This window comes from Rossellomorea sp. RS05 (assembly GCF_039822645.1).
In the GTDB taxonomy this organism is placed as follows: domain Bacteria; phylum Bacillota; class Bacilli; order Bacillales; family Bacillaceae_B; genus Rossellomorea; species Rossellomorea marisflavi_B.
The window spans coordinates 644,480-658,628 of record NZ_JBDKWY010000001.1; the positions used below are offsets into that span (position 1 = coordinate 644,480).

Annotated in this window: 13 protein-coding genes; 11 read left to right on the forward strand and 2 right to left on the reverse strand. The window is 45.6% G+C overall.

Going from position 1 to position 14,149, the window contains the following annotated elements:
• Positions 1–26: 26 nt before the first annotated feature.
• Both ABJ225_RS03340 and ABJ225_RS03345 read left to right on the forward strand, forming a co-directional pair.
• Positions 27–1,769, forward strand: a complete 1,743-nt coding sequence (locus ABJ225_RS03340) for an ABC transporter transmembrane domain-containing protein (RefSeq protein WP_347318409.1) — start codon at positions 27–29, stop codon at positions 1,767–1,769.
• 4 nt (positions 1,770–1,773) lie between these two features.
• Positions 1,774–3,570: an ABC transporter ATP-binding protein gene (locus tag ABJ225_RS03345; protein WP_218245943.1), complete on the forward strand. Its 1,797-nt coding sequence runs from the start codon at positions 1,774–1,776 to the stop codon at positions 3,568–3,570.
• Between the two features lie 91 nt (positions 3,571–3,661).
• Here the strand turns inward: ABJ225_RS03345 and ABJ225_RS03350 are convergent, their stop codons facing one another.
• The gene (locus tag ABJ225_RS03350) at positions 3,662–3,835 is read right to left on the reverse strand and encodes an aspartyl-phosphate phosphatase Spo0E family protein (RefSeq protein WP_079516015.1); all 174 of its coding nucleotides are present in this window, start codon (positions 3,833–3,835) and stop codon (positions 3,662–3,664) included.
• A 268-nt stretch (positions 3,836–4,103) separates the two neighbouring features.
• Between ABJ225_RS03350 and ABJ225_RS03355 the strand changes: the two genes are divergently transcribed.
• The 3 genes from ABJ225_RS03355 to ABJ225_RS03365 all read left to right on the forward strand — a co-directional run bounded on the left by ABJ225_RS03355 (position 4,104) and on the right by ABJ225_RS03365 (position 5,828).
• Entirely contained in the window at positions 4,104–4,808 is a 705-nt protein-coding gene (locus tag ABJ225_RS03355; protein ID WP_347318412.1) for a cytochrome c biogenesis CcdA family protein, read from the forward strand.
• 86 nt (positions 4,809–4,894) lie between these two features.
• The gene (locus ABJ225_RS03360) at positions 4,895–5,254 is read left to right on the forward strand and encodes a response regulator (protein WP_056536912.1); all 360 of its coding nucleotides are present in this window, start codon (positions 4,895–4,897) and stop codon (positions 5,252–5,254) included.
• A gap of 94 nt (positions 5,255–5,348) precedes the next feature.
• On the forward strand, positions 5,349–5,828 hold the full coding sequence (locus ABJ225_RS03365; protein ID WP_053427803.1) for a CcdC family protein: 480 nt from the start codon (positions 5,349–5,351) through the stop codon (positions 5,826–5,828).
• A 138-nt stretch (positions 5,829–5,966) separates the two neighbouring features.
• Here the strand turns inward: ABJ225_RS03365 and ABJ225_RS03370 are convergent, their stop codons facing one another.
• Positions 5,967–6,392 carry a DUF2621 domain-containing protein gene (locus tag ABJ225_RS03370; protein WP_053427186.1) on the reverse strand — a complete coding sequence of 142 codons (426 nt, stop codon included), beginning with the start codon at positions 6,390–6,392 and terminating at the stop codon, positions 5,967–5,969.
• 202 nt (positions 6,393–6,594) lie between these two features.
• On the opposite strand from ABJ225_RS03370, the gene ABJ225_RS03375 reads away from it, so the two are divergent.
• The 6 genes from ABJ225_RS03375 to ABJ225_RS03400 all read left to right on the forward strand — a co-directional run bounded on the left by ABJ225_RS03375 (position 6,595) and on the right by ABJ225_RS03400 (position 14,106).
• Entirely contained in the window at positions 6,595–7,932 is a 1,338-nt protein-coding gene (locus ABJ225_RS03375; protein WP_347318414.1) for an ATP-binding protein, read from the forward strand.
• Between the two features lie 219 nt (positions 7,933–8,151).
• Positions 8,152–8,667 (forward strand): hypothetical protein, encoded by a 516-nt coding sequence (locus tag ABJ225_RS03380; protein ID WP_347318416.1) that lies wholly within the window; start codon positions 8,152–8,154, stop codon positions 8,665–8,667.
• A gap of 99 nt (positions 8,668–8,766) precedes the next feature.
• A complete protein-coding gene (locus ABJ225_RS03385; RefSeq protein ID WP_048004508.1) occupies positions 8,767–8,904 on the forward strand; it encodes a YvrJ family protein in 138 nt (45 codons plus the stop codon).
• 110 nt (positions 8,905–9,014) lie between these two features.
• A complete protein-coding gene (locus ABJ225_RS03390) occupies positions 9,015–10,157 on the forward strand; it encodes an exonuclease SbcCD subunit D (RefSeq protein WP_347318419.1) in 1,143 nt (380 codons plus the stop codon).
• Entirely contained in the window at positions 10,154–13,285 is a 3,132-nt protein-coding gene (locus ABJ225_RS03395; protein WP_347318421.1) for an SbcC/MukB-like Walker B domain-containing protein, read from the forward strand. The genes ABJ225_RS03390 and ABJ225_RS03395 overlap by 4 nt, the downstream gene beginning before the upstream one ends.
• Positions 13,286–13,296: 11 nt before the next feature.
• Positions 13,297–14,106 (forward strand): type II pantothenate kinase, encoded by an 810-nt coding sequence (locus tag ABJ225_RS03400; protein ID WP_218247241.1) that lies wholly within the window; start codon positions 13,297–13,299, stop codon positions 14,104–14,106.
• The last annotated feature ends 43 nt before the right edge of the window (positions 14,107–14,149 follow it).

The following is a 14,149-nucleotide window of genomic DNA, read 5'->3' on the forward strand; positions in this document are numbered from 1 at the left end:
CTTAAGAAAATTATGGGGGAGTAGTTATGAGGGTATTTTTAGATTTAAAGTGGTTTTTTCTTCAAGAGAAAAAGTCATATATCACGGGGATTTTGATCCTTTTGATGGTAGCCTTCTTGCAGTTGATCCCACCTAAAGTCGTCGGGATCGTTGTGGATGGGATCAAGGATGGAACCCTAACACGTTCCGATATTATAAGGTGGATGCTGCTTCTTGCGGGAACGGCAGTGGCTATGTACGGGTTGAGATATGTATGGAGAATCATGATATTCGGTTCAGCGAATCGACTTTCAAAGCTTCTCAGGAACAAGCTTTATCACCATTTTACGAGGATGGCTTCTTCGTTTTTTCAGAAAAGGCGTGTTGGAGACCTAATGGCTCATGCCACAAACGATTTGCAGGCCATCCAGCAAACGGCAGGTTCGGGCGTATTGACCCTTGTTGATTCCTTGTCAACAGGTGGATTCGTCATCATCGCCATGGCCTTCACGATCAGTTGGAAACTCACGCTGATAGCATTGATCCCAATGCCCTTCATGGCCATTCTGACAAGTTACTATGGAACGCTTCTTCATAAACGCTTCCATAAGGCACAGGAAGCGTTCTCATCGCTGAATGATAAGACTCAGGAAAGTGTGACTGGAGTCAAGGTGCTGAAGACGTTTGGTCAGGAAAAAGAGGATATCCAATCCTTTAAACGTGAGTCGGAAGACGTCGTGCAAAAAAATATGAGTGTGGCAAGGGTAGACTCATTGTTCGATCCCACCATTTCCATCATTGTAGGTCTTTCGTTTTTCCTTTCCGTTGTATTCGGATCGAGGTTTGTGCTGAGCGGTGAACTGACGATAGGAGAGCTCATATCATTCACAACCTATCTTGGTTTGCTCATTTGGCCGATGCTTGCATTTGGTTGGTTATTCAATATCGTCGAGCGTGGGAGGGCTTCCTACGACCGGGTGTCGAGATTATTGGGGGAAGAAGTCGAAATTGCAGATGGAACAGTTAGGGAGCAGCCGAAAGGTGATATCGAATTTAACATCGAATCATTCGCTTTTCCAGGAGAAGAGCACCCCGCTCTCAAAGATATCCACTTTACTTTGGCAAATGGCCAAACCCTAGGTGTGGTCGGGAAAACCGGATCAGGAAAAACGTCTCTTCTGAAACTTCTACTCAGAGAATTCGAAGGCTATTCCGGAGAAGTTCACTTTGCAGGTCTACCAATTACAGCGTATACGCTTGATTCATTACGGCAATCGATTGGATATGTTCCTCAGGATCACTTCTTGTTCTCAGCGACGATCAAGGAAAATATCGCCTTCACTGATCCGCTGTCATCCATGGAGAAGGTGAAACGAGCCGCAGAGTCTGCCCAGATCCATCATGATATAGAAGGGTTCTCTCAAGGGTACGATACCGTTGTCGGAGAAAGGGGAGTCTCTCTTTCAGGAGGACAAAAACAGCGGATATCCATCGCCCGGGCATTGCTGATGGAACCGGAATTGTTGATACTCGACGATTCCCTCTCTGCTGTCGATGCGAAGACGGAAGAAGCCATCCTTACTTCACTGAGGAAAGAGCGTGAAGGAAAGACCACCATCATTACCTCCCATCGCCTGAGCGCCATCGTTCATGCTGATCTGATCCTGGTCATGGATGGAGGCGCGGTGATCCAAAGGGGTAGACACGAAGAGCTGATGATGGAAGACGGCTGGTATAAGGAAATGTATCTCCGTCAGCAATTAGAGGATATTGTAGAATATGGAGGGTGAGCAGATGGAACCGATACCTGCACTTAGCCCCAAGGATCAGCGAAAGATCTTTTTCCGCCTGATGGGGTATGCAACGCCGCATCGAAAGACAATTTATTTGGCTTTCTTTTTACTCTTGTTAACAACGATCGGGGATGTGTTCGGTCCCATCCTCATAAAGGTATTCATCGATGACTATCTGACACCGGGAGTCTTCCCATATGGCCCACTAGTAGCCCTGGGCACGGGTTATCTCCTCATTCAACTGGGCAATGTCGTGGTCTCCTACTTCCAACTGCTGAAGTTCCAAGAAATCGCCCTGAAGATCATCCAGCAGCTAAGGGTCGATGTGTTCACCAAAGTCCAAGGGCTCGGGATGAGATATTTTGATCATACTCCTGCAGGCAGCATTGTCTCCAGGGTCACCAATGATACGGAAGCGATAAAGGATATGTTCGTAAGCGTCCTCGCTTCTTTCATCCAGGGAGGATTCTTGATCATCGGTATCTTCATTGCCATGTTTGTCCTCAATGCAAAGCTTGCAGTCTTTTGTTTGTTCATCCTCCCTGTATTGATCTGGATCATGAGCCTGTACAGGAAGTATAGCTCCGTTTTTTATCAAGATATGAGGGAGAGACTGAGCCAGTTAAACGCAAAGCTGAGTGAATCTCTCTCCGGGATGTCCATCATTCAAATATTCAGGCAGGAAAAGCGGATGAGGGAAGAATTCGGAGAAACCAATGAACAGCATTTCAATGCGAATATGAGAAATATCAAAGTAGATGGTCTTCTTCTGAGACCGGCTATCGACCTGGTCTATGCAGCGGCCCTTATGGTCGTATTGACCTATTTCGGGGTGGCCTCATGGGATCGTCCGATTGAAATCGGGGTTTTGTATGCATTTGTGAACTATCTGGATCGTTTCTTTGAACCCGTCAACCAGATCATGATGAGGCTCAGTCTGTTCCAGCAGGCCATCATCGCTTCGAACAGGGTGTTCACCCTTCTGGATGAACAAGAATTGAATCCTTCCCAGGGAAAAGACGGGCAATCGTTGAAAATCAGCGATGGGAAGGTTGTGTTTGATAACGTATCTTTCTCGTATGACGGGAAGCAGGATGTGTTGAAGAACATCTCGTTTACAGCAAACCCTGGGGAAACAGTAGCCCTCGTCGGTCATACGGGAAGTGGAAAGAGTTCGATTATCAATCTTTTGATGAGATTCTACGAATTCGAGCGGGGAAGGATCATGATTGACGGTGAGAGCATCAAGTCATATCCCGTTCAAGAAATAAGAAGAAAGCTCGGGCTCGTCTTACAGGATCCGTTTCTATTCTATGGTGATGTGAAAACGAATATCCGATTGTACAATGAGCAACTGAGTGATGAAGAGGTAAAAGCGGCAGCGGAATTCGTCCAGGCAGACAGCTTTATCCGAAACCTACCGCAGGGGTATGATGATCCTGTTGTCGAAAGGGGCTCGACGTTCTCAAGCGGTCAGCGGCAGCTTATCGCCTTTGCACGCACGATTGCCACCAAACCAAAAATCCTTATATTGGATGAAGCAACGGCGAATATTGATACTGAAACGGAAGAAGCCATTCAGGGAGCACTCTCCAAGATGAGAGAAGGACGCACGACCATTGCCATTGCCCACAGGCTTTCCACTATCCAAGATGCCGATCTGATCCTTGTCCTCCATAAAGGGGAGATCGTCGAGAGGGGTACCCATAAGGAATTACTGGACGGTAGAGGAATCTATCACAAAATGTATCTGCTCCAGAATGGGATGGTTGAAGGGATGGAAGATGCCATGACCTGACGGGATTCAAACAGGCAGCCCTGTCGGGGCTGCCTGTTTTTTCCGTATATTAGAATACTATTAATCAAAAATTATAATGGATATGGCCGGCTCAATGAAGGACAACAGCATTTTTTATGTATTGCGCATTATAACGGTTCAAGAGGCGATCGAGTTCCTGGCTGAACTGGATGGCTTGAGGAGACGTCAATCCATTCTCGGCGACGATGGCAATGAGTTGGGCGCGTTTGAGTTCAATTCGATCAAGTAGCTCTTTTTTAGACACGGCTGTTTCCTTTCTTTTGTATAACCTGACAAGGTCTATACAAAACTAGTAATAACTGTAACTTTTTTATTAGTATATCGAAAAACGAAGTTTTTTTCAAAGTAAAAATTCGTTTTTATTAAAAAGATAAGAGTCTTTAATGTTTTTGTTAACAATGCTTGTTCACTGTAATCGTACCGACATAAACCTTTCACATGAACATTTCTCATAAAGTTCATTTTTGTCTGATAGAATAGAAATATAAAATAAATATAAGGGGGATGTCAACTTGTCTGATGTAAATATTTTTCTTGCGTTCGGCGCAGGGGTCCTTAGCTTCATTTCCCCGTGCTGTCTTCCGCTCTATCCGGCTTTTCTATCATACATAACCGGAATGAGTGTAAGCGAGCTGAAAACCGAAAACGCCATGCTTCAAAAAAGGAGCCTGCTCCATACGCTGTTCTTTTTGATCGGCTTTTCCATTATCTTCGTTGCCATAGGATTCACCTCTTCTTTTGTCAGTGGATTCTTCACACAATATCAGGATCTCATCCGGCAAATCGGTGCGATCTTCATTGTGATTTTCGGTTTGATGGTGATTGGTGTGTTCAAGCCTGAGAGTCTGATGAAGGAAAGACGATTTGAATTCAAGAATCGTCCTGCCGGTTTTTTAGGGTCGATCTTGATCGGGATGGCGTTTGCTGCAGGCTGGACACCGTGCACGGGACCAATCTTAGCTTCTGTTATCGCGCTGGCGTCGAGCAATCCTGGGTCGGGTATGATTTATATGCTGGCCTACGTTCTGGGTTTTGCCATCCCGTTCTTCGTTTTATCATTCTTCTTGGGGAAAATGCAGTGGATCAGAAGGAATACCGGCAGGATTATGAAAATCGGCGGATACATCATGATTGTCGTGGGGATCATGCTATTCTTCGATTGGATGACCAAACTTCTTGGATACCTGATTTACGTCTTTGATTTCACAGGCTTCTAATCCTTTCCAATCTATGATATAGTGAAAGCGTCAAATTCCAATAAGTTACACATTTAGATAGAACAAGGAAGAGAGGGGGGCGAAACGTGGCGGGCATTCTGATTGTGGACGATGCAAAGTTCATGAGGGTCACCTTGGGGAATATGGTACGCTCCGGAGGACATGTCGTGGTGGGGGAAGCAGAGAACGGACTCGAAGCGGTAGAGAAATTCAAGGATCTTCAACCCGATCTTGTCACCATGGATGTCACAATGCCGGAGATGGACGGGATTCAAGCAGTGAAACGGATCATTGATGACTATCCAGGTGCTGTGATCATCATGTGTTCTGCCATGGGTCAACAACGTGTAGTAATGGACGCAATCGAGGCCGGGGCAAAAGACTTCATCGTCAAGCCCTTTGAAGAGAGCAGGGTCTTAGAAGCAATAGGGCGCATACTTTCGTAAGGGTTTACATAAAATACGGATGAAGTGTTTTCGTTTTATAGAAGAATCATGTTATACTGATGATAAGCTAGAAAGTAGAAGATAAAGGATGATGATGGTTATGGTGATTGCTTCATCCATAGCAGCGATTCTTATGGGGTTCATGGTGATCTTTATCCGCACGAAAGCCCAAAAGAAACCAGTAAGCGCAAAAAAAATCATATTGCCTCCGGTGTTCATGAGTACAGGGGCCCTTATGTTCATATCCCCCTTCTTCAGGGTTCATCCTCCTCAAATCATAGAGGCGCTGTTTGTTGGAATGGTTTTCTCCATCCTATTGATCAAAACGTCCAAATTTGAGATCAGGGATGATGATATTTACCTTAAGCGGTCAAAGGCATTCGCATTTATTTTAATCGGGTTGCTGATTATCAGGATTGTCGGGAAAGTCTTATTGAGCACCTCCATCGACTATGGGGAACTAAGCGGTATGTTCTGGATCCTCGCATTCGGAATGATCGTACCTTGGCGCATAGTGATGTATATCCAATATAAGAAGATCCATCAGGAACACCAGAGCTTTTCAACGATTTAAAAAAAGGCTGTCGCAACCAGATGCGACAGCCTTTTTGTCATTTCCTGTCCTTCTTGATCTTTCGGTAGAAGAAGATTCCACCAGAAGTAAGGACGAGCAAATAAAGTAAAATCGGTAGTAGAAGGATCGGGCCCATATTCAAAACAGATGCCTGTATGGAGATGCATCGATTTCCATTTCATCCAGTTTCTTCAGAAGGAATTTATGATCCCTTTTCGGTGTCGCCATAATATATCCCTTGATGATCAGATCCTCCGATATATCTTCTGCATGTTCTGAAACGGCTAATTCCCCGATCTTGCCTGCTATTTTATGCTTCGCCACATCTCGGAACAACTCAGGTACCGGAGTGACGAGTTCATTGAGCATTTTCTTCCCATCATCATTCCATAGATGAATCGTTTCATTCACATAATGCTCTTCCCAGTCCATATCCGACTTTCCATCTTCCTTAGGAAACCGTTTGAGGAATTTTCTGAACATGAAAAATCCCCCGATGGCAAATGAGGCTGTGAGAAATACGACCCAAAACAAAATAAAGTAGAGAAACCATCCTTCAAGCACGTGATCACCTCAACATTTCGTGTATTCCCTTACATTATTATAATCAAGCTGGTGAAATGTGACAAGATGATGCGCAAAATTCGACGAATTGTATGATGTTCTCAATAAGAAATGATATACTGATGATAGCGTTCATGTAAATTCTTTCTAGTAATGACATTTTTTAATTTTACGAAGTGTTAGAAGAAGGAGTCGTTCTGTGATGAGGTATCGGGGAAGGGTATCAATGACGTTGATCGGGATCATCTTCATTCTTATATGGGATATTGTTTATTACATTGAGATGAATCTGCAGATGGATGCGGTATTAAATATCTTGTCCTCATGCATCTTATTAATCGTCTTGTATTGGGCGGGCGGTTATCTGGATAAGAAATCAGAGAAAATAGCATCCTATAAAGATAGTAAAGACGAGATGAAGATCATCAATGAAGAGATGCAGCATGTGCTTCAAAGCATTGAAGAAGTTGTTTTTCATACAGATGCCAAGGGGTGCTTTCAATTTCTAAACCGATCCTGGGCGGAATTCAGCGGATATTCGGTGAAAGAAAGCCTTCAGAAAAATGCCCTTCACTTTATTTCCTTGCATGAGAGACATGAAGTGTTGCGTATGATCAGACAGCATATCGATCAGGGCAAACCAAAATTCAAAATGGATTTTTCCTATCAGAAGCGCGATGGAACACAACGCTGGGGAGAAATGAACATCAAGCTGAACTATGATCAGGCAGGCAGGCTTGTGGGGACGGTGGGAACGATTTCCGACGTGACAGATCGCATCCATACGGAAGAAGAGCTGAAGGAGCTGAATGAAACACTGGCGATTGAATCGCAAAAGCTTTCAGTAGCCGGTCAGCTTGCTGCGGGCATCGCCCACGAAGTGAGGAATCCCCTTACTTCCATTAACGGATTTCTACAGCTTATCAGGGATGATGCAGATGAAAAGACGAAAGATTATCTTGAAATCATCTTTTCGGAAATCAAGCGAATCGAATTGGTCCTGAGTGAGTTATTGATCCTCGCAAAGCCCCAGACCGTTTCATATCGCCATATTGATGTCAAAGAAACGCTTGTGCATGTGCAGAAGCTGTTGAACACCAATGCCATCCTCTATAACATCGATATTCGGACGGAATTTTCATCTGACGACCTTTTTATTAAAGGGGATGAAAACCAGTTGAAGCAAGTGTTCATCAACCTGATTAAAAACGGGATTGAATCCATGCCCAGGGGAGGGACTATCACGCTTAAAGGGCTGCTTAACAAACACAATAAGGTCGTATTGACGTTTGAAGACCAGGGTGTGGGGATGAAGCGGGATATCCTCGATAAGCTCGGGGAACCTTTTTTCACAACCAAAACGAAGGGGACAGGGCTGGGTTTGACGATCTGCCTCAGGATCTTGAGGGATCACCGGGCAGATGTCAGGGTGAACAGTGAGCCGGGAGAAGGAACGAAATTTTTCCTATCCTTTGAATCTGCTGGCCCTCCCACCCGGAAAAAACGTGAAAAAGCTGATGCTCAGGCATCTGTGCGGTGAAAATAAGCGCAGGAAAAAGGTCACTCTTATCACCTGATATGAATTGAAAATTCTTAAAATTATAACTTTGGAGAAATTAGGAAATATTCCTTTACTTCAGCTTTGACCCCATGATACTATACATTTTGTGGACTTTACACAATGTTCCAGTGCTGGATCAGGCATTTGTTGAACAAAGTGTAAGACCTTACATATGAATGTACGAGAGGGGAAACAAACATGAAAAAATGGTTGATTGCAGGATTGGGACTTTCACTTGCACTTGTCGGTTGTTCCAATGCCGATGAAGACAAAAAGGAAAGCACAAACAAATCAGAAGAAAAAGCAGACGCTAAAGGCGATCTAATGGATTACTACTTGAACCTTACCACAACTGTAAATGGTGTGGATGGAGATTTGAACGCGTATGAGGGTGCGATCGCAGGCGAAGAGCCACCTAAAGGCGATGAGCTCAAAACCCTTCAAGACGCTGCTGCTGCATCAGCTTCAGAAACAGCTACTGCGGTAGAGGGAATGGATATTCCGAAAGGACTGGATGACCAGAAGGCAGACTTGGAGAAATTCCAATCTACCCTAGCTGAATCCTACAAAATGAAGTCGGAAGAATTGGCGAAGGATGATGCCAACACAGAAGAAGCCGACAAGAAATTCACGGAAGCAGAATCTCAAATTGCCAAGATCCTTGAAGATGAAGGACTAACAAGCCCAAGTCTTGCAACTGATCTTAACGGTTAATACAGAAGGGACCTCCTATTACAGGAAGGTCCTTTTTTTGTTTCAAGGGTACCTTCAATCTGCAAAGCTTCCTATAGTAAAGGAAAGGAGGTGCTCAAGATGGATGCGTTCATTTCATTCATATCGGAAGTCGGCTTTCCCATCGTCGTAACCATGTATCTGCTGTATCGGATCGAAACCAAGCTAGATGCTGTCATTACTTCGTTGCAGACGCTGCCCGACCGGATGAAGGATTGAAAAGGGGGAGTGATCCCCTTTTTGTTATGGCCTCCGGCTGATAGTGGGACAGGAGCTTGTCCTGTCTGATATAATTTGAGATAACAGATTACGAGAAAGGAAGAGATCATGTGAAGTTCATACATACTGCCGACTGGCATCTCGGCAAGCTTGTACACGGTATCTATATGACAGAAGAACAGCGCTACGTCCTGGACAGGTTCGTTGAGCTTGTAGAGGAGGAGAAGCCGGATGCCGTCGTCATTGCCGGTGATTTATACGACCGCAGTGTCCCTCCGACAGAAGCGGTCGAGCTGCTGGATGAAACCTTATACAAAATCAATGTGGATCTGAATACCCCCATTGTGGCCATTTCAGGTAATCACGATAGTGCAGAAAGGCTGTCATTCGGTTCTTCGTGGTATAAACATAGCGGTTTTCACTTGAAGGGGAAGCTGACGGACGATTTCACGCCTGTGACGATCAACGGGGTGCATTTTCACTGTGTACCTTACTGTGAGCCAGGTACGGTCAAACATCAACTCAAGGATGAACGTATCACTTCTCATCATACGGCCATGGAAGCGATCGTATCGCGCATCAAAGAAAATCTGGGGGATGGACCCAATGTACTGGTCGGACATGCTTTTGTACTTGGCGGCCAAACCACTGATTCAGAAAGGATATTGTCAGTGGGAGGTTCAGGGTGTGTCGGGGCTGAATTATTTGATGCCTTCGATTACACGGCCCTGGGACATCTTCACAGTCCTGATGCCATTAAGCATGATAAAATCCGCTACTCGGGATCCTTGATGAAATATTCATTTTCTGAAGCGGCCCAAAGAAAATGCGTCGCCATTGTTGAGATGGACCGTGATGGGGAATTTCAACTAAAAGAGAAGATCCTTAAACCCCGTAATGATATGAGGGAACTGGAAGGGTATCTGGATGAGCTCCTCGATCCTGCTTTTTATACAGAACAGGAAGTGGGGGATTACCTCAAAATAACTCTGAGAGACCAGGGAGCCCTGATCGACCCCATCAATAAATTGCGTCAAGTATATCCAAATGTCCTTCATCTGGAACGGAAGATTGAACGTACAGACGAAAAAAAGAAGCAACTCGTACGTCTACAGCAACATAAACAGACATCGGGTATCGACCTGTTCAAAGACTTTTATAACGAAATGACCAGCAGTGAATTTACTCATGAAAAAGAAGTCCTCATCCAAAAGGTCCTGGAAAAAGCCACAAAGGAGGTAGAAACACGATGAAGCCATTACAGCTGACCATGCAGGCTTTCGGTCCCTATGCATCCAGGGAAGTCATCGACTTCAGGGAACTGGAGAATCGGACGATGTTTGTCATCTCCGGTAAGACGGGTGCAGGAAAGACGACGATCTTCGATGGGATTTCATATGCCATATACGGAAAAGCAAGTGGGGAAGACCGCAATCCCGTTGATCTGAGGAGTCAATTTGCCAAGGAAGAAGAGTTGACGGAAGTGGAGCTTCTATTCACCCTGCGTGGAGAAACCTATAGAATATGGCGTTCCCCGCAGCAAGAGAAAAAGAAGGAAAGAGGAGAAGGATTCACGACTATGAATGCACGCTCCGAGCTTTATCGACTCGGTGGCGATGGAGATGAACTGCTTGCGGCAAATGTGCGTGAGGTAGACGAAAAGATCCGCAGTATGATTCAACTCGATGCCAACCAGTTCCGTCAAATCCTTATGATTCCACAGGGAGAATTCAGGAAGCTTCTCACTTCGGATAGTAAGGATAAAGAAATCATCCTTCAAAGGCTTTTCCATACTGAATTGTACAGAGCTGTCCAAGAACAACTGAAGGAAGAAGCCGACCTCCTCAAGAATCGGGTATCGTCCTCCGTTGAGGATCGCACCCGGGAGCTATTGAACATTCGTTTTGTTGACAATGAAAGCATGCGAGAACTGCTCCTCTCCGATCCCCTGAAGGATAAGGCCATTATGGAGCTTCTCCCGGCCCACATCGATTCATTGAACGAGTCAAAGGGTAAGATCGAAGTGGAACTGGTGGAAATCCAAGAAAAAAGGGATGCCCTCCAACGGGAACTTGCCGAGGCCAAGTCACTGGACGAGCAGTTCAATTTAAAAGAAACCCTCCTCCGGAAGAAAGGAGAACTGGAAGGGGGTAAACCCCGTATAGAGCAGTTGGAAAGGGAAATCAAACTGGCCAACTATGCAGCTCTCCTGGTACAGCAGGACGATTACTGTAAAAAACTGAACAAAAAGCTGAAAGCGGAAGAAGACATACTCCAGCAGCTTACGGACACGAAGAAACAAATTGATGCCCGTCTCGTCAAGGCCAAAGCGTATTTTGAAGAAGAGGCAAAAAGACAGGAAGAGCGTGATCAGGTGGCACGTTATGTGCTGGAACTTGAAGGAATGGAAAAACAGGTCCAATCCATCGATGACCTTCAAAGGAACACAGCCAAGTTGAAGCAAGAACAGGATCAGTTCCTTTACAATGTCCATAACACAAAAAAACAGGCCGACGGTGTCAGAGAAGGAATGAAAGAACGGGAAGCTGAGCTTGAAAAGGAGGATGAACTGTTTAAAGAGATTCATGGTGTCGAAGAGACTATCCGTGAGAAGAAGGAAAAGCAGGACCTTTTAGAAGAGTTGTCCAGCCTTTTTCAAAAGGAAGAAGCACTATTGAATTCAGTCAGGGCACTCAGGAGGGACGAGGCTTCTAATGATGCCCGCTTGTCCGATGCACGGTCCACCTTCCTTTATCTTGAGGACAAACGTAATTCCGCTCATGCAGACCGGCTCTCGGCTCTGCTGGAAACGAACCAGCCCTGTCCGGTCTGCGGGTCCCTTCACCACCCTGAACCTGCAACAGGTCAATCAGAATTACCTTCAGAATCGGAGTTGGAGGCAGCAAGGGAAGCAAAGGAAGCCCTCGAGGAAGTGAAAGGGAAGCTCTCCATCGAAATCGGCCGGGAAGAAGGCAGGCTACAAGGAATCCAGGATCAGTGCCGGGACAGGTCCGAGCGCTTGAAAGAGCGGATGGGTCCATTTGAACGGGATGAAATCCAAGTGAAATCACAGGAGAATCGTGAAGAAATCATTAACCTCAGCTTAAAACTGAACCACTTGAAATCACGTGAAGAGAGGGTGAGGGTCCTTAAAGAGGAAGTGAAACATCAGAGAGTGAAGCTTGAAGAACTCCAAAAGGTGATCCTAGACGCTGAGAATCAACTGGAAAACGCAAAATCTGCGTATGTTACCTCTCATGCGAAACTGGTGGAGATCACCTCCTCCATACCGGAGAACCTTCGCTCCCCTGATGCATTCAGGACCGAACTATTCAAAGCTAAAAAACAAAAAGAAGAGCTGCAACGCGCTCATGAGCTGGCCCAAGAAGCCTTTAACAAACTTCAAAACGAAGAACAGATCAAACAAGGGCAGATTGCAGATAAACAACAATTGCTCACTTCCTTGCAGGAAGAAATGGAGGAAGAAAGGCAACATTTCAAAGATATGTTGGATAAGCAGGGCTTCAAGGACTATGGTGCATATATAGAAGCCAAAAGAAACGAAGAACAAATCCTTCATCTTACTGATCAGGTGAGAAAGCACGGAGAAGAAATGCGGTCGGTCCATGATCGTCTGTCTGACCTCATGAAGCATCTTGATGGGAGGGAACGTCCTGACCTCGAGTCCTTGAATCAAAACCTCATCCTCTGTACCGAAGAATGGAAAACGGCCAATCAAGAACTTAATCGCATTCAGACCGATATATCCCAGAATGAAGGAATCTTTCATAGGGTCAATGACATCAATGAAGGAATCAAGGAACTTGAGGAACAATATTTTACCGTGGGTCACCTGGCGGAAATCGCCCGTGGACAGAACACGAATCGTATTACGTTTGAACGGTATGTACTCGCTTCTTTCCTTGAAGATATCTTATTGGTGGCAAATGACCGACTGAGGAAGATGACTTCGGGCAGATATGAGTTGATCAGGAAAAATGACAGAAGTAAGGGGAACGTGCAGAGTGGGCTGGAACTGCTGGTTTTCGACCAGTTCACAGGACAGGAGCGGCATGTGAAGACCTTATCTGGTGGAGAGAGTTTCAAAGCGTCCCTCGCACTGGCGTTGGGGCTTGCCGATATCGTTCAACAGCATGCCGGGGGAGTGTCCCTTGAGACCATGTTCATAGATGAAGGATTCGGTACCCTGGACCCTGAATCACTAGATCATGCCATCGAAGCTCTAATGGATATTCAAAGCAGCGGAAGACTCGTCGGGATCATATCACACGTCCCTGAATTGAAGGAACGCATCGATGCAAGACTTGAGGTCATTTCTTCCCAGAATGGGAGCCACACAGAATTCAGGATTTCAGGATAGGAGGATGTATGATGAAACGGGTGATCGGTGTAGATGCAGGCAGTACGTTGACCAAGCTTGTTTATGAAGAGGATGGAAGAATGCACTACAAAAAATTCCCTACGTATGATCATCTTTCAATCCGGAATTTCCTTAAGCTTGGTGCTGCTGATTCAGTGGTGGTGACAGGTGGAAGGGCAGACCTGTGGAGGGAAGCGCAATGCGTCCCTCTTCATGAATTTGATGCCGTCACACAGGGAACCCGTGAGCTGCTGAAACTTCAAGGGAAATCCCTGGACGAGTTCATATTAGTCAATATCGGAACAGGGACATCCTTCTTCCAAGTGAAAAAAGACGAGTATGAACGGATGTTAGGCAGTGGGATCGGCGGTGGGATGTTCATGGGATTAGGCACGAGGTTAACAGGGGTGACCGACTTTCAGGAACTGGCGAGACTTGCCGGAGGAGGGACACGGCAGAATGCCGACCTTCTCGTCGGGGATATATACAGGGAAGAAGAGGTGGGCATCGCACCGCATTTGACGGCGGCAAATTTCGGGAAATCTCCTTCTTCCACTGAAAGCCCGGGAGATCGACTGAGATCGTTAACGAATATGATGGCGGAAACCTTAATCCTTTTATCAATGAGCATCGCCACCCATTTGCCCAAGCCCGTACTTGTGTTTGTCGGAAATGGTGTGGAGGGAAATGCAGCGCTTCAAGCAGATTTGGGAAGTTTCAAGGCATGGTTAGGGTATGAGCCTGTTTTCCCTGATAACGGTGGGTATGCAGGAGCCATCGGAGCCTATATCAAAGGGTTGAATTCACAAAATGGTCAATGATAATCAGCTGGCGGTGATTGTATTTGTACCCATTCTTTACTAA